Genomic DNA, 17,384 nt, shown 5'->3' with positions numbered 1-17,384 from the left:
TTTATGGGCGGGGTTCAGATCCGCAGGCCGCCGTCCAGCTCGAGGATCCGACCGGTGTAGTAGTCGTTCTCGAAGATATAGGCCGCCGAGTGAGCGATTTCTTCCGGCTTGCCCATGCGCTTGAGCGGGATGCCGGAGGTCATTTTCTCCAGGGCTTCGGGTTTCATGCCCAGGGTCATTTCGGTCTCGATGAAGCCCGGTGCGATGCCGGCCACGCGGATGCCGTAGCGCGCCAGTTCCTTGGCCCAGGTCACGGTCGCCGCGGCGACCCCGGCCTTGGCGGCGGAGTAGTTGGTCTGGCCGATATTGCCGGCACGGGAGATCGAGGAAATGTTGATGATCGCGCCGCTGGTTTTCAGCTCGACCATCTTCGCCGCGACTTCGCGGGTGCAGAGGAATACGCCGGTCAGGTTGACGTCGATCACCGACTGCCATTGGGCCAGGCTCATCTTGGTCATCTCGCCGTCCTTGACCTTGAGCAGCAGGCCATCGCGCAGGATACCGGCGTTGTTGATCAGGCCGTGAATGGCGCCGAAGTCTTCGGCAACCTGGGCGACCATGTGTTCCACCTGCTCTTCATTGGCGATGTTGCACAGGTAGGCGCGGGCTTCGACTCCCGCGGCCTGGCAGGCGGCAACGGCCTGGTCGAGCTTTTCCTGGTTCAGGTCGACCAGTGCCAGCCTGGTGCCTTTACTGGCGAAATACTCCGCCATGGAGCGGCCCAAACCCTGGCAACCGCCGGTGATAATGATTACTTTGTCATTGAGTTGCATTCGCATGCTCCGATAGCAGAACTGGAGTGGTGTCCTTTAAGGCGCCTCTCTTGTGCATCGGGCATGGCCTGGCTGCAGATTTGAGAATTGCCCCGATGGCGTCGCTGGAACTTTGCTCCAGACGCCCGTCCGTTTTCGACGGATTCTATATAAGGAGTCATAAATTGAGCGTTGAAGCTGCGAAGCATGCACGAGAATTACTGCTCAAGGAATACCGTGGCGTGCTGTCGACGCACTCCAAGGCCATGCCGGGTTTTCCCTTCGGCTCGGTGGTTCCTTATTGCCTGGACGAGCAGGGGCGGCCACTGATCCTGATCAGCCGCATTGCCCAGCACACCCACAACCTGCAGAAGGATCCCAAGTGTTCGCTGCTGGTGGGCGAGCGCGAAGCCGAGGACGTCCAGGCGGTGGGACGCCTGACCTATCTGGCCGAAGCCGAAAAGCTCGAGGACGCCGCGGCGATCGAGGCGGCCGCCGAACGCTACTACCGGTATTTCCCGGAGTCGCAGAATTATCACAAGGCCCACGATTTCGATTTCTGGCTGCTCAAGCCGGTACGTCATCGCTACATCGGCGGCTTTGGCGCGATCCACTGGATCGACCAGGTGACGCTGGCCAATCCGTTCGCCGGCAAGGCCGAGCTGAGCATGGTCGAACACATGAACAGCGATCACGCCAAGGCGATTGCCCATTACGTGGATCTGGCCGGCCTGCCGAAAACGGCTGCGGCGCAGCTGGCCGGCATCGATACCGAAGGCATGCACCTGCGGATCGACCAGGGGTTGTACTGGCTGCCGTTCCCAAGCCCTTGTAATACGCCGACACAAGTGCGCGAGGCCTTGGTTTTTCTGGCTCACGCCGAGCAATGGCCGAAAAATGCCGGGGCCGAGGCTTGAATTCACGAATTGCCGACGTCATCTAGGGTCTACTGGAAGGCATTCTTCCGTAGAGGAAACCATTTGATGCGCCCTTTTCTGTTGCTCTTTCTGCTGTTCCCGGTGCTAGAGCTGTTCGTATTCGTCAAAGTCAGCGGTGCGATCGGGTTTTTCCCGGCCTTGCTGCTGATCATCCTGGGTTCGATGCTGGGTGTGCTGGTCCTGCGCGTCGCGGGGCTGGCCACGGCATTGCGTGCCCGTGAAAGCCTGAACCGCGGCGAACTGCCGGCCCAGACCATGCTCGAAGGCCTGATGCTGGCCCTGGCGGGCGGCCTGTTGATCCTGCCTGGCTTCATCAGTGACGTATTCGGCCTGTTCATGCTGTTGCCGATCACCCGTCGCCTGCTGGCCAACAAGATGCGCCAGCGTGCCGAAGAACAGGCCATTCGTCAGCGCGCCTTTGCCGACGACATGCAGGCCGCCCGTGGCGGACCCGCGCCGCAGCGCCCTCTGGGGCGTGAGCCGAATGTGATCGAAGGCGAGTTCGAGCACCGCGATTCCTGAGTCTCTCAATGATCGACACGGCACCTTCGGGTGCCGTGTTCGTTTTGCCCGGCTGAAAATCTAAAAAATTTCACTGGGCAGCCCTTGTAATAAGCATATGCGCCCACATGTATCGGTCACCGCAAGGTTTCTGGTGGCGACACCAGACAGACTTCCGCGTCTCGCTCGTCGAGCCGCAACCGGCCACGCCGGATTTGTTAACCCGCCGGTAACGACACCGGCCGCTGAAAACCATAATTAGGAGAGATCGACAATGAAGCTTCGTCCTCTGCATGACCGCGTCGTCATCCGTCGCAGCGAAGAAGAATCGAAAACCGCTGGCGGTATCGTTCTGCCAGGTTCGGCCGCTGAAAAACCTAACCGTGGCGAAATCGTCGCTGTAGGTACCGGTCGTATCCTCGACAACGGTGAAGTACGTGCGCTGGCCGTGAAAGTGGGTGACAAGGTTGTGTTCGGCCCTTACTCCGGCAGCAACACTGTGAAAGTAGACGGCGAAGACCTGCTGGTAATGGCTGAGAACGAAATTCTCGCCGTTGTCGAAGGCTGATTACTCGCTCATTTTCCCGTTACTACAAAGTATTTAAGGAATATCGATCATGGCTGCTAAAGAAGTTAAATTCGGCGACTCCGCCCGCAAGAAAATGCTCACCGGCGTTAACGTCCTGGCTGACGCGGTAAAAGCGACCCTGGGCCCGAAAGGCCGTAACGTGATCATCGAGAAGAGCTTCGGCGCTCCGACCATCACCAAGGACGGCGTTTCCGTCGCCAAAGAAATCGAGCTGAAAGATCGCTTCGAAAACATGGGCGCGCAGCTGGTAAAAGACGTTGCTTCCCGTGCCAACGATGACGCCGGCGACGGTACCACCACCGCCACCGTACTGGCTCAGTCGATCGTCAACGAAGGCCTGAAAGCCGTTGCTGCCGGCATGAACCCGATGGACCTGAAGCGCGGCATCGACAAGGCGACCATCGCCATCGTCAAAGAGCTCAAAGGTCTGTCCAAGCCATGCGCCGATTCCAAGGCCATCGCTCAGGTTGGCACCATCTCCGCCAACTCCGACAACTCCATCGGCGACATCATTGCCGAAGCCATGGAAAAAGTCGGTAAAGAAGGCGTGATCACCGTTGAAGAAGGCTCGGGCCTGGAAAACGAACTGTCTGTCGTTGAAGGCATGCAGTTCGACCGTGGCTACCTGTCCCCTTACTTCATCAACAAGCCGGACACCATGGTCGCCGAGCTCGACGGCCCGCTGATCCTGCTGGTGGACAAGAAGATCTCCAACATCCGCGAAATGCTGCCAGTGCTGGAAGCCGTTGCCAAAGCCGGCCGCCCACTGCTGATCGTGGCTGAAGACGTTGAAGGCGAAGCCCTGGCGACTCTGGTTGTGAACAACATGCGTGGCATCGTCAAAGTCGCTGCCGTCAAGGCACCAGGCTTCGGCGACCGTCGCAAGGCCATGCTGCAGGACATCGCCGTCCTGACCGGCGGTACCGTTATCTCCGAAGAGATCGGCCTGAGCCTGGAAAGCACCACCCTGGAGCACCTGGGTAACGCCAAGCGCGTGATCCTGTCCAAAGAAAACACCACCATCATCGACGGTGCTGGCGTTGAAGCGGACATTCAGGCTCGTGTGACCCAGATCCGTCAACAAGTGGCCGACACTTCGTCCGACTACGACCGTGAAAAACTGCAAGAGCGTCTGGCCAAGCTGTCCGGCGGCGTTGCGGTGATCAAGGTTGGCGCCGGTTCCGAAGTTGAAATGAAAGAGAAGAAAGCCCGCGTTGAAGACGCCCTGCACGCTACCCGTGCAGCCGTTGAAGAAGGCGTGGTACCTGGCGGTGGCGTGGCCCTGATCCGTGCTCTGCAAGGCATCAACGACCTGAAAGGCGACAACGCCGATCAGGACGTGGGTATTGCAGTTCTGCGTCGCGCTATTGAAGCGCCTCTGCGCCAGATCGTTGCCAACTCTGGCGACGAGCCAAGCGTAGTGGTCGACAAGGTCAAGCAGGGTTCGGGTAACTTCGGTTACAACGCTGCCACCAGCGAATACGGCGACATGATCGAAATGGGCATCCTGGACCCAACCAAGGTGACCCGTTCGGCGCTGCAAGCGGCATCCTCCATCGGCGGTCTGATCCTGACCACCGAAGCGGCTGTTGCTGAAATCGCTGAAGACAAGCCTGCAGCTGGCGGTATGCCAGACATGGGCGGCATGGGTGGCATGGGCGGCATGATGTAAGCCAGCCTTACCCCCGTACGAAAAAGCCCCGCTGGCGAAAGCCGGCGGGGCTTTTTTATGGGCGGGATCTTTGCGGCCTGGGCTGGCGCCATCGCAAGCAAGCTCGCCTCTATGCGCTAGGCGCGAGCTTGTTCGCCATAAGGCTCAGGCCTTGACCGCTTCCGTCTCCATCACCGGCTCAGCCTTGCCCGCCGGTCGATAGAGAATGAAGTAGTAGGCCCCCAGGCAGATCAGCCAACAGAAGATCGCGGTCCAGACGTTGTGGGAGAAGAAGTGCGCGCCCTGCAGCATGCGGCCGACCGAGAACACCGTGCCGAGGGCAAAGGCGAACACCAGCGCCTTGCGCGCCAGGCGCGGGCGGCGATCACGCAGGACAAAAAACAGCGCGAACAGGGTGAAACCGGTGGCGGCATGGCCGCCTGGCCAGCAGCGACCGGGCTTGTTGGTCGCTGGCCGAGGGCTGAGCAGTTCGCTGTAGGTTTCCTTGCCGCCGAACTCTTTCAGGCTCCACGGACATTGCACGGCGGTGACCGCCTTGACCGGGGTGACGAACGCGGTGGCCAGGCCCAGCGACAGCACCAGGCAGCCCAGCTCGCGCTTGAACGGCCTGAGACGCCGGACGAAGAAGGCGCCGATGAAGCCGACAATGGCCAGCACCGAAAAGACGATGACCAGCTGCTTGGCACGGTCATGCAGGATGTTTTCCAGGAAGTAACTGTGGCTGCCGATGAAGTCGCCGGCGGCGGGATCGTAAAAATACTTGGCCAGATCCATGTCCAGGGTAGTCAGTTCAAGCAGCAGCAGGATGACGGCGGCAAGGGCGGGTATGCCCAGGCAGATCCACCAGTTCAGTGCTCTGGAGGTGGGGCGGGCAAGGGTCGGAGCCATGGGGAATCCTTTTGAGGGGAGCATTGCGATCGCGGGTTCCCGCGGAGTCTAAACCTGCCGCTGTCGTCAGCGTGTGAACCCCTGGTGAAAAACTCGTCAAGGCCCTGGAGTCCTGCGGCTGCATTCGCCATGGGGGATTGAACAACCCTAGCCCTGAGCCACGCTTGGCCTTAAGCTGCGCGAGCCAAGACGGCCGTAACTGTGTGCGGAGAGAGTGCCCATGCGAATTCTACTGGTTGAAGACAACCGCGATATTCTGGCCAACCTGGCCGACTACCTGGGGCTTAAAGGCTACACCGTGGACTGTGCCCAGGACGGTCTGTCGGGCCTGCACCTGGCTGCCACCGAACATTACGACCTGATCGTGCTCGACATCATGTTGCCGGGTATCGATGGCTACACCCTGTGCAAACGCCTGCGTGAAGATGCCCGCCGCGATACGCCGGTGATCATGCTCACTGCCCGCGATCAACTGGACGATCGCCTGCAGGGCTTCAAGTCCGGGGCCGACGATTACCTGGTCAAGCCTTTTGCCTTGTCCGAGCTCGCCGCGCGTATCGAGGCGGTCATGCGTCGTGTCCAGGGCGGCGGGCGCCGGGCCTTGCAGGTCGGCGACCTGAGTTATGACCTCGATACCCTGGAGGTCACTCGCGAAGGGCGCCTGCTCAAGCTCAACCCGGTCGGGCTCAAGTTGCTGGCGGTGCTGATGCAGAAGAGCCCGCATGTGCTGCGCCGTGAAATCCTCGAAGAAGCGCTGTGGGGCGACGATTGCCCGGACAGCGACAGCCTGCGCAGCCACGTCCACCAATTGCGCCAGGTGATCGACAAGCCATTCGGCAAACCGTTGTTGCATACCGTGCACGGTGTCGGTTACCGCCTGGCCGAGGGTCGTGATGGAGTTTAAGCAAAGCCTTTCCCAGCGGATCATCATCGCCTTTGCGCTGATGAGTGCGCTGGTCGCTGGAGCCTTCGCCCTGGGTATCGTGGCGACGGTGCACCTGGTGGAAGAGAAGCTGATTTCCGCGGGCCTGGGGGGCGACCTTCAGCGTCTGCTGTTGATGGACAACGTTTCCGACTGGAGCCACCGTCCCGAGCCGGACCAGCTGTTTTACTTCAGCGGCGGGCGTGGCGACTTCGAGTTGCCCAAGGATCTGCGGCATCTGGATCCGGGCTTTCATGAAGTGTTCCGCGAACAGCTGTCGTATCACGCCATGGTCGAAGTGGTCGACGGCCGGCGCTACGTGCTGCTGCAGGATCAGAGCGATTTCGAAGAGCGCGAACGGGTGCTTTTCGCGGTGGTGCTGGTGGGTTTCGTGCTGAGCCTGGCCTTGGCGGTGTTCCTCGGCTGGGTACTGGCGCGCCGGGTCATGGCGCCAGTGGTGAGGCTGGCGCGTCAGGTGCGGCATCGCGACCAGTTGCTGGGGCTGGCGCCGCCATTGGCACCGGACTACGCGGCTGACGAAGTAGGGGAGTTGGCGGTGGCCTTCGACGCCACCCTGGGGCGATTGCGCCAGGCCCTGAATCGCGAGCGCCTGTTCACCAGCGATGTCAGTCACGAACTGCGTACGCCGCTGATGGTGCTGGCCAGCTCCTGCGAGCTGTTGCTGGAAAACCCGGCGATCGATCAGCGCGGTCGAGCCCAGGTCGAGCGCATCGCCCGGGCGTGCGGCGAAATGCGCGAGCTGGTGCAGACCTTCCTGATGCTGGCCCGCGCCCAGCGTGAAGACGGCGGCATGTCGCCCCAGACGACCTTGAGCCAGGTGGCCGATGACCTGATGGGGCTGTGGGGCGAACCGATCCGGCAAAAGGGCCTGGAGCTGATCTTCGACGCCGGCCAACCGCTGGACACCCGCTATAACGCCACTTTCCTGCACGCGGTGATGGGCAACCTGCTGCGTAACGCCCTGCACTACACCGAGCAGGGCTTCATTCGCTTGAGCCTGGAGCCCTGCGGCTTTGTGGTCGAGGACAGCGGTGTGGGCATTCCCGAGGAGAAACGCGAGGCGATGTTCGAGCCTTTCGTGCGTGGCAACGAGAAGCGCGGCGAGGGCCTGGGCCTGGGCCTGTCGCTGGTGCAGCGGATCTGCGAGGACCAGGGCTGGAGCGTCAGCCTCAGCACCATGGAGCCCAACGGCTGCCGGTTTCATGTCGAGTTGAACCGTCGCACGGCATGACGGGTCTCTATGGCTTCTGCGTGGGCCGTCAGGTCGGGAATTTCCCTGGTTGATGGCCCCAGGCCATATGTCAGAGCCTGTAAAACCCTGAAATATTTCCACTCTGGACCGGACGAAGTTTTCACAAAGACATGACCTGACGCTGACAAGCCGCTGCCTAAGGTGGGGCCATCAGATTCAGGAGACTGTGTGATGGCGACCCCGATCAAGTTGGAATTTTCCGAGAAGTACGACGAACAACATGCTCAGGAGTATCTGCTCAAACATCAGGATGGCGTAGCTCGCCGGATGTCCCACAAGCGTGACGAGCAGTTGGCGCGCGCTGCCCTGGCCATGGCCGGAGAGCCGGGGCTGGTGCTTGACCTGCCGTGCGGTGCGGGGCGTTTCTGGCCGTTGCTGGCGGAGAAGCCCAACCGGGTGATCATCGGTGCGGACAACTCCGAGGCGATGTTGAAGATCGCCACGGTGGCGCAACCGGCCGACGTGGTGAAACGGGTACAACCCTTGCAGACGTCTGCCTTCGACATCAACTTGCCGGACAACGCCGTCGACAGCATTTTCTGCATGCGGCTGCTGCATCACATCGGCGAGTCGTCCCATCGCCTGGCTCTGCTCCGGGAGTTCCAGCGGGTTACCCGGGACAGTGTGATCGTTTCACTGTGGGTCGATGGCAACTTCAAGGCCTGGAAACGCAAGCGCATGGAAGTTCGGCGCAAGGAGGAATCCGGGCAGGAAGGTTACCAGAACCGTTTTGTGTTACCGGCTGCCACGGTTGAAGAAGAATTCAAGCAGGCCGGGTTTCGTGTTCAGGATCATCTGGACTTTTTTCCGCTCTACGCCATGTGGCGAGTCTACGTATTACGTAAGAGGTAACAGGATGGCTGTTGAATGTGCACGGGAAATGGAAGTCGCTGCTGCAGACCGTTTCGATTACTTCTGGAGTCAGCAGGGGGAGTGGGTCGAAGAGCCCAATCAACGTCGAGGCGGGGAAAGTGGCGTCCAACGTCTTCCGGGCACTGACGGGCGTGTGCTGTATGCCAAGCGCCAGATCGGTCATATCTATCGCAGCTGGTTGCACCCCTTCGGCCGCCCCACTGTGTTGCGCGAGCAGGATGCGCTCAAGGGCCTGAGCCAGCTCAATGTGAAGGTGCCGCACCTGGTGTTCTGTGGGGCGCAGCGTGATTCCCAGGGCCAGTGGCGTGCCTTGCTGGTGACCGAGGCGCTGGACGGCTTCGTGGAAATCGACCACTGGTACGCCGCTGGCGAGCGCGAGCGCCACGGCGAGGCACTGCACGAGTCTGTACTCAAGGAATTGGCGGCCGCGCTGGCGCGCATGCACCGGGGCCGCTGGCAGCATGGCTGTCTGTATAGCAAGCATGTGTTCGTACGGGTCATGGGTGAAGGCGCAGCGGCGAAGGTGGATATCGCGCTGCTGGATTTCGAGAAATGCCGCCAGCGCCTGACCGCTAAACGGGCTGCCGCCCATGACATGAAACAATTGCGTCGCCACTCGTCGTGGAGTGCCACGGACTGGGACAAACTCTACTATTTTTATAGGACGGCGTTTGGCAGCGCTATCAAAGGCTTATAGTGATGAAGCTCGAAATTGCACGAGGTTTGTTTTTAATAGGAGCCTTGGCAGTTGCATCCTTGGCGGTGGCTGCATGGGAGCAGCCACGCATGGAAGTTCTCAGTAGCACACAGGCGGGGGCGCACTGTCCTCTGCCACGGGTCGCAAAAGTGCCCAAGACAAGCACGGCAGCCAGACCCGATCAGGATCTTTTGTTGTTCATGTTCGGCCTGACTCAGGGAATGAGGCCACAGAGTTGAAGACCATCAGACCCGATAAAAAGGCCTCGCATCGCTAGGCCTTTTTTATTGCCCGTGTCCTTCACTTGTCCGGCCTGGCCAGCAGGGTGTAGATGCAGGGCAGCACGAACAGGGTGAACAGGGTGCCGATCGACATCCCCGTGGCGATTACCGTGCCGATGTCGAACCGGCTGACCGCGCCGGCACCCGTGGCCAGGATCAGCGGCACCATGCCGAAGACCATCGCCGCGGTGGTCATCAATACCGGCCGCAGGCGAATGGCCGCGGCGGCTTCCACGGCCTCGCGGGGCGTCAGTCCCTGGTCCTTGCGCAGCTGGTTGGCGAACTCGACGATCAGGATTCCGTGCTTGCTGATCAGGCCGATCAGGGTCACCAGCCCGACCTGGGTATAGATGTTCATGCTCGACCAGCCGAGAAACAGTGGAATCAAGGCCCCGCAGATCGACAGCGGCACCGTCACCAGGATCACCACCGGATCGCGGAAACTCTCGAACTGCGCAGCCAGCACCAGGAAAATGATCGCCAGCGCCAGGCCAAAGGTCACCCACAGCGCGTGGCCTTCCTGGACGAACTGTCGTGAGGTCCCGGCATAGTCGAAGGCGTAGCCCGGCGGGGCTTCTTCCTCGGCGATCTGGCGCACGGTATCTATCGCTTCACCCATGCTGACCACCGGGAACCCGGAAATGGTGGCGGCGTTGAGTTGCTGGAACTGGTTGAGCTGTCGCGGGCGGGCCCGATCGTGGACGCTGATCAGGGTCGACAGCGGCAGCGCCTCGCCCTTGGCGTTTTTCACGTAGTAGTTGTTCAGCCATTCGGGGTTGTCGCGATAAGGCCGTTCGACCTGGGCGATGACCTTGTAGCTGCGTCCCTCGATGGTGAAGCGGTTGATTTCCGCCTCGCCGAGCAAGGTGGCCAGGGTCCCGCCCAGGTCCAGCATCGACACGCCCATCTGCGCCGCCTTGGCGCGGTCGATGTCGACCACCACTTCCGGCTTGTCGAAGGCCAGGTCGATGTCGACGAAGGCGAACTTGCCCGACTCCATGGCGCGCTTCTTCACCCGGTCGGAGAGCTCCAGCAACGACTCGTAATCGTTGGGGCTGTTGATGATGAAGGCGAACGGCAGCCCTTCGCCGGTGCCCGGCAGGGACGGCAGGTTGAAACCGAAGACCTGCAGCCCGGCGATGCCCGCGAGCCGGGCCTGGACTTCTGGCAGGATCTGCATCTGCGTGCGCTTGCGCTCGTTCCAGGGTTTGAGCAGGAAACCGCCGATACCCGATTGCACACCGTTGAAGCCGTTGATCTGGAACGAGGAGTAGTACTCGGGGAACGTCTTGAAGATCTCCAGGAACTCGTCGGTATAGGCGTTGAGGTAATCCAGGTTGGCCGGCTGGGGAGCGGTGGCCATCATGAAAATGATGCCCTGGTCCTCGTCCGGGGCCAGTTCCGACTTGGTAAACATGAGCAGGACCGGGATCAGGCACAGCACGATCAGGGCGAACACCAGCACCACCGGCCGGGTGTTGAGGGTGCCATGCAGCAGGCTCTGGTAGCGGCGCTTGAGGCTCTCGAAAATCAGGTCGAGGCGGTGGGCCAGGCCGCTGGGGTTTTCATCGTGGCGCAGCAGCAGGGCGCACATCATCGGCGACAGGGTCAGGGCGACGATGCCGGAAATCACCACCGCGCCGGCCAGGGTCAGGGCGAACTCCTTGAACAGCGCCCCGGTGAGCCCCTGCAGGAAGCCGATGGGGGCGTAGACCGCCGCCAGGGTGATGGTCATCGATACCACCGGCATGGCGATTTCCCGGGCGCCTTCGAGGGCCGCGTCCAGCGGCGTCTTGCCTTCCTCGATATGGCGATGGATGTTTTCCACCACCACGATCGCGTCGTCCACCACCAGGCCGATGGCCAGCACCATCGCCAGCAGGGTCAGCAGGTTGATCGAGTAGCCCATCAACTGCATGAAGAACATCACGCCGATCATCGACAGCGGAATGGTCACCACCGGGATCACCACCGAACGCAGTGCGCCGAGGAACAGGAACACCACCACGATCACGATCAGCACGGCTTCGAACAGGGTCTTCACCACCTCGTTGATCGAGGCCTGGATGAACAGCGTGGCGTCGTAGGCGATCTCGGACTTGAGGTTGGGCGGCAGTTGGGCTTCCAGCTCCGGCATGATCTTGCGCACTTCCTTGATCACGTCCAGCGGGTTGGCGTTGGGGGTCGCCTTGATGCCGATATAGACCGAAGGGATGCCGCCAAAGGAGCTGATGGCGTTGTAGTTCTCCGCACCCATCTCGACCCGTGCCACGTCGCTGAGCAGTACCCGGCTGTCGCCCTCGGTCCGCAGGGGAATGGCGGCGAAGGCTTCGGCGGATTTCAGTTCGGTGCTGGCGTTGATGCTGGTGACCACGTACTCGCCCTTGACCTCGCCGGCCGCGGACAGGAAGTTGTAGCGACGCACCGCGCTGGTCACGTCGCTGGCGCTCAGGCCGTAGCCGGCGAGCTTGACCGGGTCCAGCCACAGGCGCATGGCGAACACCTGGTTGCCGAGGATCTCGGCCTCGGCCATGCCCGGCAGGGTCGCCAGCTTCGGCTGGATCACCCGCGACAGGTAGTCGGTGATCTGCGGGTTGCTCAGCTCCTGGCTGAAGAAGCTGATGTACATCAGCGCCGAGGCGTCGGCGGCTTCCTTGCTCAGCACCGGGTCCTCGGCGTCCTGGGGCAGCTTGTTTTTCACCTCGTTGGCCTTGGCCAGCAGCTCGGTGAACAGGCGGTCGCTGTTGGCGCCGATACGGGCGTAGACCGAGATCACCGAGAAGTTCTGGCGGCTGACCGAGGTCATGTAGTCGATGCCCTCGGCACTGGCCAGGCTCTGCTGCATCGGCTGGGTGATATAGCCCTGGATGGTCTCGGCGTTGGCCCCGGGGTAGGCGGTGGTCACCGTGATCAGGGCGTTTTCCATCTGCGGGTACTGGCGCAGCGGCAGCTTGCTCCAGGCCTGGAAGCCCAGCAGCACGATCAGCAGGCTGACCACGGTGGCCAGGACCGGACGACGGATGAACGGATCGGTAAAAGCCATGAGGACTCCTTGATCAGTTCGCGCGTGGCTGGCCGTTCTGTTCGGCGGGCAGCGTCTTGTCCGGCGTGGTGGTGATGTGGGCGCCATGGTCGAGCTTGATCTGCCCGCCGCTCACCACCTGTTCGCCGCTGCTCACGCCCTTGTTGATCAGCACCAGGCCGTTGCGCCGTTCGCCGGTTTCGATGAAGCGCCGCTCGGCGATCAGCACCGGCTGGCCCTTGTCGTCTTTTTCCGGGCTGCCGTCGTCGGCCTTTTTCTCACTGACCACGTACAGCGAATTGCCATACAGGGAGTAGGTGATGGCGCTTTCCGGGACCACCACCCGGGGCTGCGGATCGGGCAGCAGCACCTGCAGGTTGGTGAACATGCCGGGCAGCAGCTTGCCGTCGGGGTTGGCCAGGGTGGCGCGCACCTGCACGTTACGCGTGGTGTCTTCGACCTTGGGGTTAATGGCACTGATGGTGGCGGTGAACTGCTCCGCCGGATAGGCGGAGACCATCACGCTGACCGATTGCCCCAGGGCGATTTTCGGCACCGCCTGTTCCGGGACGAAGAAGTCGACATACAGGCTGCTGAGGTCCTGCAGGGTGGCGATCACCGTGCCGCTGGCCAGGTAGTCGCCGACATCCACATGGCGGATGCCGATGGTGCCGCTGAAGGGCGCGAGCATGCGTTTTTTCGCCAGCGCCGCCTTGAGCTGATTGACCGTGGCCTTGTTCTTTTGCAGCACCGCCGACAATCGATCGAATTCGCCGCGGGAAATCGCCTGGCTGCCTACCAGCTGGCTGCCGCGGCCGAAATCCAGCTGGGACAGGCCCAGGTCGGCCTGGGCGGTTTCCAGCAGGGCGCTTTCCACGGCACTGTCGAGTTGCAGCAAGGGCTGGCCGGCCGTGACCTTTTGCCCGGACTCGAACTGCAGTTCCTTGACGGTGCCGGCCACTTCCAGGCTGAGGTTGACCCCCTGCAGGGCCTTGAGGGTGCCGACCGTGGGCAGGCGGGTTTGCCACGGTTGTTCGCGAGCCGTGGCCACGGCCACGCTGATCGGCGGCTTGGGCACCGCGAAGAGCTTGACCTGCTGATAGATGGAGAAGGCCTTGTAGCCCGCCAGCGACAGCAGGATCAGCAGGACGACACCCAACATGATAAACATGCGGCGACGCAGCATATTCCGGTCCCTTGGAAAGCAAAGCTGGGAAAACCAAGTTGGTAAAACCAAGCTGATTGTCGGAGACATTACTCCGACTTTCCGGGGGCTTCCAGATGACAATCCGGTCATCTGCGGCCCGGCTTTGCGATCCTGCGCGGGGGCGAGAAACTAGACCAGGTGCAAATGGTTGTCCCAGAGCCCTGCCGGCAAATCCAGGGGCTTTGCCACCAGTTGTTTCTGACGACAGTCGTAGAAGCGACAACGCCCCTGACCCGAGGTCACGACAAAACCATCCGCCACCGCACCGACCCCGGCACAGTCCGGCAAGGGCGCGTCCAGGCGCACCTCGGCGCTGTCCAGGTCCCAGATGAAAAAGCGGTTGCCGCGCGGGGCGGTGAGGGCCACCAGGCGCAGTTCGCTGTGCACCGCGACGCTGGCGGTGTAATGCCCCATTGCCTGCAGCTGATGCTCGGCCACCGGGAAGGCCTGGAACGGCTGCCCCGGGCGCTTGATCGCCAGCAACTGCGACGACTCATGGGCGTCGCCCATGAACTGCTGGCCGGTGACTATGGTGCCGTCGCCGGCGATGCCCATGTGGCGCACGCTGTTCATCTGCTGGGCCAGGGTTTCCTTGCTCAGCAGGTTGCCGTCGCGCTGCATCAGCACCAGGCTCGGCTCCATGGCGTTGAGGTTCATCTCGACGCGGCTTTCCGCCTCGGTGCGAATCCCGCCGTTGGCCACCACCAGGGTCTCGCCGTCCGGCATCCACGACACCTGGTGCGGGCCGATACCGTGGGTCGGGATCTCGCCGCTGTGCACCAGGCGTTCGCCCTCGAACCGGTACACCCCGAGCAGGCCGCGACCCGGATCGCTTGTGTCGTTCTCGGTGGCGTACAGCCAGTCGCCGCTCTTGTGGATCACCGCGTGGCCATAGAAATGCCGGTTGGGCTGCGAGGCCAGGGTTTGCAGCAACGCGCCGTCGCGCAGGTCGATCAGGTAGCTTTCGGTGCCCGGGCGGCGGGCGACGAACAGGGCGATCGGCAGCGTCGGGTGGTTGACGATGTCATGGCAGCGTTGACCGACCTGGGTGGCGAACACTTGCTGGCCATCCAGGCGGTAGCCGACGGCGTAGTGCTTGCCGTCGCCGTCATCCCGCGCCGAGAGCAGCAGCGGGCCTTGGTCCTTGTGCTTGAACAGCGTCCAGCCACCCAGCGTGACGGCGCTCAGCAGCAGGCTGCCGAGTGCCAGAGCCTGACGTCGCAGCATGATCAGTCACCGTCGTTGGCGTTGAAGCCCAGTTGGATGCCCAGCGCCTTGGCCAGCTCGCCTTCGTGCAGGCGGTGGACGACGTTGAGGCTGTCGTAGATGTCGTTCAGTTGCTGGCGGCCGGCGTCGTCGGCCAGCAGCTCGGTCAGCGAGCGCTGGGTGCTGGCGAACAGCTTCAGCGAGGCGGCGTAGGCGGCGTCGATCTTGTCCACCAGCGGCTTCTGCTCGGCCGGCAACAGGCCGCGCAGGCCCTTGTTGTCTACCCCGGCCCAGACGGTCTGGGCCGCGGCGAGGCTGGCTTCCAGGCTCTGCATGGACGACTGGCTGCGCCAGGCGTCGGCCTGGAACGGCTGTGGAATACCCTTGCTCTGACGGCCCATCGGCGTGCCGAGCTTCTTCTTCAGGGTGTCCAGCGCGGTGACCTGGACCCGCAGCAGGTCGGCGATGGCCTCATGGGAGTCGGCGTAGCGCTGGTTGGGGAACTTGCTCATCTGCGCGAGCATGCCGTCGCTGGTGTTCCAGCGCGACAGGATCTCTTCGGCGAGCTGTTTCTGGCGTTCTCCAATAGCAGTCAGCAGCGGGCAGTAGCGAGCTTTCTGCGCGCTGTCGGCCATATCGATCTTGCTGTCGAACAGGATGTATTCGTAGGCCGAGAGGCCTTGCACCACGACGCTGGACTTGGCCAGGGCGGCGGCGTCGATCTGCGGCGTGGCGGTGACCAGCTGTTCGACCTGACGACCAACCAGGTTCTTCTTGTCCGGCCAGAACTGCACCTGCCAGGAGCGGTTGCCCTCGGCCAGCGGGCCGATCAGCAAGGGTTGCAGTTCGGCCCAGGCTTTCTGCGCGTGCAGGAAGTCGGCACGGGCGGTATCCAGGCTTTGCTTGCCTTCACAGAAGGCCAGGGCGCTGATCGCCAGCTGGCGGTCGGCTTCGACCCAGCGGCTGTAGGTCGGCAGGATCACCTGCTTGGCGATGGCCGCCGAGGTCACGGCTTGTGGGTCCTGCGGCGAGCAGGCGCCCAGGGCGAGCGCGGCAAGGCTGGTGAACAACAGCTTGGGACGGAACATGTTCGGGCTCCCGGTTCTTGTAGGAAGGCGTTAAAGAGAGTTCAGGAATGCCAGCAACGCAGCGCGTTGTTCGGCATTGAAGGATAAAACCTGTTGCTGCGCCGCCTGGGCTTCGCCGCCGTGCCAGAGCACGGCTTCGAGCAGGTTGCGGGCGCGACCGTCATGCAGGAACTGGGTGTGGCCGCTGACCGTTTGCGTCAGGCCGATCCCCCACAACGGCGGCGTGCGCCAGTCGCGGCCGCCGGCCTGGAATTCGCTGCGGTTGTCGGCCAGGCCTTCGCCCATGTCATGCAGCAGCAGGTCGCTGTAGGGGCGGATCACTTGATTGGCCAGCTCGGGTTCCGCGGCGTCGGCAGCGGTGGTGAACTGGGGGGTATGACAGGACTGGCAGCCGGCCTGGTAGAACAGGTTCTTGCCGGCCAGCACCTGTGGCGAGCCAACATCGCGGCGCGCCGGCACCCCGAGGTTGCGACTGTAGAACAACACCAGGCGCAGGATGTTGTCGCTGACTTCCGGTTCGCCATCCGGCCCGTTGCCGTTGGGGGCTTGCTTGCAGGCGGTCTGGGCGTCGGTGCAGTCATCGAAGGGTCTCAGGCTGGTGGTCAGGCCCATATCACCAGAGAACGCGTGAACATTTTGTTGATTGAGGTTGGGTTGTCCGGCTTTCCAGCCAAAACGCCCGAGTACGGTCTTCTGCTGGGCGTCGTCCCAGACCCGGTTCGGTCGTCCGGCGATGCCGTTGCCAGCCTTGGCCTGTGCTTGGGCATTGGCCAGGATCGCTGCCTCGGGGATGGCTTCAAGCAGGCCCAGGCCGATCATCGGTGGCGCCACGCGGGCCGAGAAACGGGTGTCGGGATGCATCGGGCCGTAGCCGAGCTGGGTGATCTGCAGCTTTGGCTTGCGCAGTTCGACTTCGCTGCCGTCCTTGAAGCGTAGGGTCAGCGGTTCGTACTCGACCCGCACCTTGCCTTCCGGAGCGACGCCAGGCACCGCCATGTCCTGGAACTGCCCGCCGTACACCGGCTCGGGCACTATGCCCAGTTGCTCGATGACCTTGGCGTAGGCCGGCTCATTGGGGATCGACAGGCGCACTAGCATCGACACGGCGTTGTCCGAGTCGGGCGTCGGCGGGTGGCCGCGGCCGTCCTTGATATGGCAGTTCTGGCAGCCGTTGGTATTGAACAGCGGGCCCAGGCCATCGCGGGCGGTGGTGGTCGAGGGGGCAATCACCCAGGGGCTGCGGAAGAAACTGTTGCCAACGCTGAAGTCCAGGCGCCGGGTCGGCGACAGGTTGGCCGACGGCATGGAAAAAGCGTTCTGGTCACTCTTGCGCACGGTCGCTTCACCGCCGGAACGCGCTTCGCCCGGCTCGGCCTGGGTAAAACGCGGAGCGTCATCGCAGGCACTCAGGCTCAAGGCCATGAACAGCGCAGACCAGCGAAGCAGCGATCGGGGCATCGGATATCCTGCAAGAC

At 62.4% G+C, this 17,384-nt stretch carries 16 protein-coding genes; 9 read left to right on the top strand and 7 right to left on the bottom strand.

What is annotated here, in order from left to right; all coding sequences use genetic code 11:
* Positions 1-14: 14 nt before the first annotated feature.
* Complete coding sequence (locus C4K38_RS25360) at positions 15-773, bottom strand: SDR family oxidoreductase (RefSeq protein WP_053280668.1); 759 nt, start codon at positions 771-773, stop codon at positions 15-17.
* A gap of 164 nt (positions 774-937) precedes the next feature.
* On the opposite strand from C4K38_RS25360, the gene C4K38_RS25355 reads away from it, so the two are divergent.
* The 4 genes from C4K38_RS25355 (at position 938) to groL (ending at position 4,452) form a co-directional block, all read left to right on the top strand.
* Positions 938-1,669 carry a HugZ family pyridoxamine 5'-phosphate oxidase gene (locus C4K38_RS25355; protein WP_053280667.1) on the top strand — a complete coding sequence of 244 codons (732 nt, stop codon included), beginning with the start codon at positions 938-940 and terminating at the stop codon, positions 1,667-1,669.
* Positions 1,670-1,735: 66 nt separating this feature from the next.
* Positions 1,736-2,212, top strand: a complete 477-nt coding sequence (locus C4K38_RS25350; protein ID WP_007932702.1) for an FxsA family protein — start codon at positions 1,736-1,738, stop codon at positions 2,210-2,212.
* A gap of 253 nt (positions 2,213-2,465) precedes the next feature.
* A complete protein-coding gene (locus tag C4K38_RS25340; protein WP_053280666.1) occupies positions 2,466-2,759 on the top strand; it encodes a co-chaperone GroES in 294 nt (97 codons plus the stop codon).
* A 49-nt stretch (positions 2,760-2,808) separates the two neighbouring features.
* Positions 2,809-4,452: a chaperonin GroEL gene (groL, locus tag C4K38_RS25335; protein WP_025805990.1), complete on the top strand. Its 1,644-nt coding sequence runs from the start codon at positions 2,809-2,811 to the stop codon at positions 4,450-4,452.
* A gap of 144 nt (positions 4,453-4,596) precedes the next feature.
* Here the strand turns inward: groL and C4K38_RS25330 are convergent, their stop codons facing one another.
* Positions 4,597-5,340 (bottom strand): phosphatase PAP2 family protein, encoded by a 744-nt coding sequence (locus tag C4K38_RS25330; RefSeq protein ID WP_053280665.1) that lies wholly within the window; start codon positions 5,338-5,340, stop codon positions 4,597-4,599.
* A gap of 220 nt (positions 5,341-5,560) precedes the next feature.
* Here C4K38_RS25330 and colR point away from each other — a divergent pair, with 220 nt between their 5' ends.
* The 5 genes from colR to C4K38_RS25305 all read left to right on the top strand — a co-directional run bounded on the left by colR (position 5,561) and on the right by C4K38_RS25305 (position 9,344).
* Entirely contained in the window at positions 5,561-6,244 is a 684-nt protein-coding gene (gene colR, locus C4K38_RS25325; RefSeq protein ID WP_053280664.1) for a two-component system response regulator ColR, read from the top strand.
* Complete coding sequence (locus C4K38_RS25320) at positions 6,234-7,514, top strand: sensor histidine kinase (protein WP_053280663.1); 1,281 nt, start codon at positions 6,234-6,236, stop codon at positions 7,512-7,514. The genes colR and C4K38_RS25320 overlap by 11 nt, the downstream gene beginning before the upstream one ends.
* 192 nt (positions 7,515-7,706) lie before the next feature.
* Complete coding sequence (locus tag C4K38_RS25315; protein WP_053280662.1) at positions 7,707-8,387, top strand: class I SAM-dependent methyltransferase; 681 nt, start codon at positions 7,707-7,709, stop codon at positions 8,385-8,387.
* 4 nt (positions 8,388-8,391) lie between these two features.
* Positions 8,392-9,105, top strand: a complete 714-nt coding sequence (locus C4K38_RS25310; RefSeq protein ID WP_053280661.1) for a lipopolysaccharide kinase InaA family protein — start codon at positions 8,392-8,394, stop codon at positions 9,103-9,105.
* Positions 9,106-9,107: 2 nt separating this feature from the next.
* Entirely contained in the window at positions 9,108-9,344 is a 237-nt protein-coding gene (locus C4K38_RS25305; RefSeq protein ID WP_081001587.1) for a hypothetical protein, read from the top strand.
* A 61-nt stretch (positions 9,345-9,405) separates the two neighbouring features.
* Here C4K38_RS25305 and C4K38_RS25300 read toward each other — a convergent pair whose 3' ends face one another.
* The 5 genes from C4K38_RS25300 to C4K38_RS25280 all read right to left on the bottom strand — a co-directional run bounded on the left by C4K38_RS25300 (position 9,406) and on the right by C4K38_RS25280 (position 17,367).
* The gene (locus tag C4K38_RS25300) at positions 9,406-12,429 is read right to left on the bottom strand and encodes a multidrug efflux RND transporter permease subunit (protein ID WP_053280660.1); all 3,024 of its coding nucleotides are present in this window, start codon (positions 12,427-12,429) and stop codon (positions 9,406-9,408) included.
* Positions 12,430-12,442: 13 nt separating this feature from the next.
* Positions 12,443-13,594: an efflux RND transporter periplasmic adaptor subunit gene (locus tag C4K38_RS25295; RefSeq protein ID WP_053280659.1), complete on the bottom strand. Its 1,152-nt coding sequence runs from the start codon at positions 13,592-13,594 to the stop codon at positions 12,443-12,445.
* A 150-nt stretch (positions 13,595-13,744) separates the two neighbouring features.
* On the bottom strand, positions 13,745-14,842 hold the full coding sequence (locus tag C4K38_RS25290; protein ID WP_053280658.1) for a DUF1513 domain-containing protein: 1,098 nt from the start codon (positions 14,840-14,842) through the stop codon (positions 13,745-13,747).
* A 2-nt stretch (positions 14,843-14,844) separates the two neighbouring features.
* Positions 14,845-15,909 carry an imelysin family protein gene (locus tag C4K38_RS25285; RefSeq protein WP_053280657.1) on the bottom strand — a complete coding sequence of 355 codons (1,065 nt, stop codon included), beginning with the start codon at positions 15,907-15,909 and terminating at the stop codon, positions 14,845-14,847.
* Positions 15,910-15,939: 30 nt separating this feature from the next.
* A complete protein-coding gene (locus C4K38_RS25280) occupies positions 15,940-17,367 on the bottom strand; it encodes a di-heme oxidoreductase family protein (protein WP_053280656.1) in 1,428 nt (475 codons plus the stop codon).
* Between the last annotated feature and the right edge of the window lie 17 nt (positions 17,368-17,384).

Source organism: Pseudomonas chlororaphis subsp. piscium (assembly GCF_003850345.1).
In the GTDB taxonomy this organism is placed as follows: domain Bacteria; phylum Pseudomonadota; class Gammaproteobacteria; order Pseudomonadales; family Pseudomonadaceae; genus Aquipseudomonas; species Aquipseudomonas piscium.
This window is presented reverse-complemented; position numbering and strand designations above follow the sequence as displayed.

What these genes read in the sequence shown, in the direction of transcription:
- C4K38_RS25360 (WP_053280668.1), bottom strand. Translation starts at nt 773, where the DNA reads ATGCAACTCAATGACAAAGTAATCATTATCACCGGCGGTTGCCAGGGT.
- C4K38_RS25350 (WP_007932702.1), top strand. Translation starts at nt 1,736, where the DNA reads ATGCGCCCTTTTCTGTTGCTCTTTCTGCTGTTCCCGGTGCTAGAGCTG.
- C4K38_RS25340 (WP_053280666.1), top strand. Translation starts at nt 2,466, where the DNA reads ATGAAGCTTCGTCCTCTGCATGACCGCGTCGTCATCCGTCGCAGCGAA.
- groL (WP_025805990.1), top strand. Translation starts at nt 2,809, where the DNA reads ATGGCTGCTAAAGAAGTTAAATTCGGCGACTCCGCCCGCAAGAAAATG.
- C4K38_RS25330 (WP_053280665.1), bottom strand. Translation starts at nt 5,340, where the DNA reads ATGGCTCCGACCCTTGCCCGCCCCACCTCCAGAGCACTGAACTGGTGG.
- colR (WP_053280664.1), top strand. Translation starts at nt 5,561, where the DNA reads ATGCGAATTCTACTGGTTGAAGACAACCGCGATATTCTGGCCAACCTG.
- C4K38_RS25320 (WP_053280663.1), top strand. Translation starts at nt 6,234, where the DNA reads ATGGAGTTTAAGCAAAGCCTTTCCCAGCGGATCATCATCGCCTTTGCG.
- C4K38_RS25315 (WP_053280662.1), top strand. Translation starts at nt 7,707, where the DNA reads ATGGCGACCCCGATCAAGTTGGAATTTTCCGAGAAGTACGACGAACAA.
- C4K38_RS25310 (WP_053280661.1), top strand. Translation starts at nt 8,392, where the DNA reads ATGGCTGTTGAATGTGCACGGGAAATGGAAGTCGCTGCTGCAGACCGT.
- C4K38_RS25305 (WP_081001587.1), top strand. Translation starts at nt 9,108, where the DNA reads ATGAAGCTCGAAATTGCACGAGGTTTGTTTTTAATAGGAGCCTTGGCA.
- C4K38_RS25300 (WP_053280660.1), bottom strand. Translation starts at nt 12,429, where the DNA reads ATGGCTTTTACCGATCCGTTCATCCGTCGTCCGGTCCTGGCCACCGTG.
- C4K38_RS25295 (WP_053280659.1), bottom strand. Translation starts at nt 13,594, where the DNA reads ATGCTGCGTCGCCGCATGTTTATCATGTTGGGTGTCGTCCTGCTGATC.
- C4K38_RS25290 (WP_053280658.1), bottom strand. Translation starts at nt 14,842, where the DNA reads ATGCTGCGACGTCAGGCTCTGGCACTCGGCAGCCTGCTGCTGAGCGCC.
- C4K38_RS25285 (WP_053280657.1), bottom strand. Translation starts at nt 15,909, where the DNA reads ATGTTCCGTCCCAAGCTGTTGTTCACCAGCCTTGCCGCGCTCGCCCTG.
- C4K38_RS25280 (WP_053280656.1), bottom strand. Translation starts at nt 17,367, where the DNA reads ATGCCCCGATCGCTGCTTCGCTGGTCTGCGCTGTTCATGGCCTTGAGC.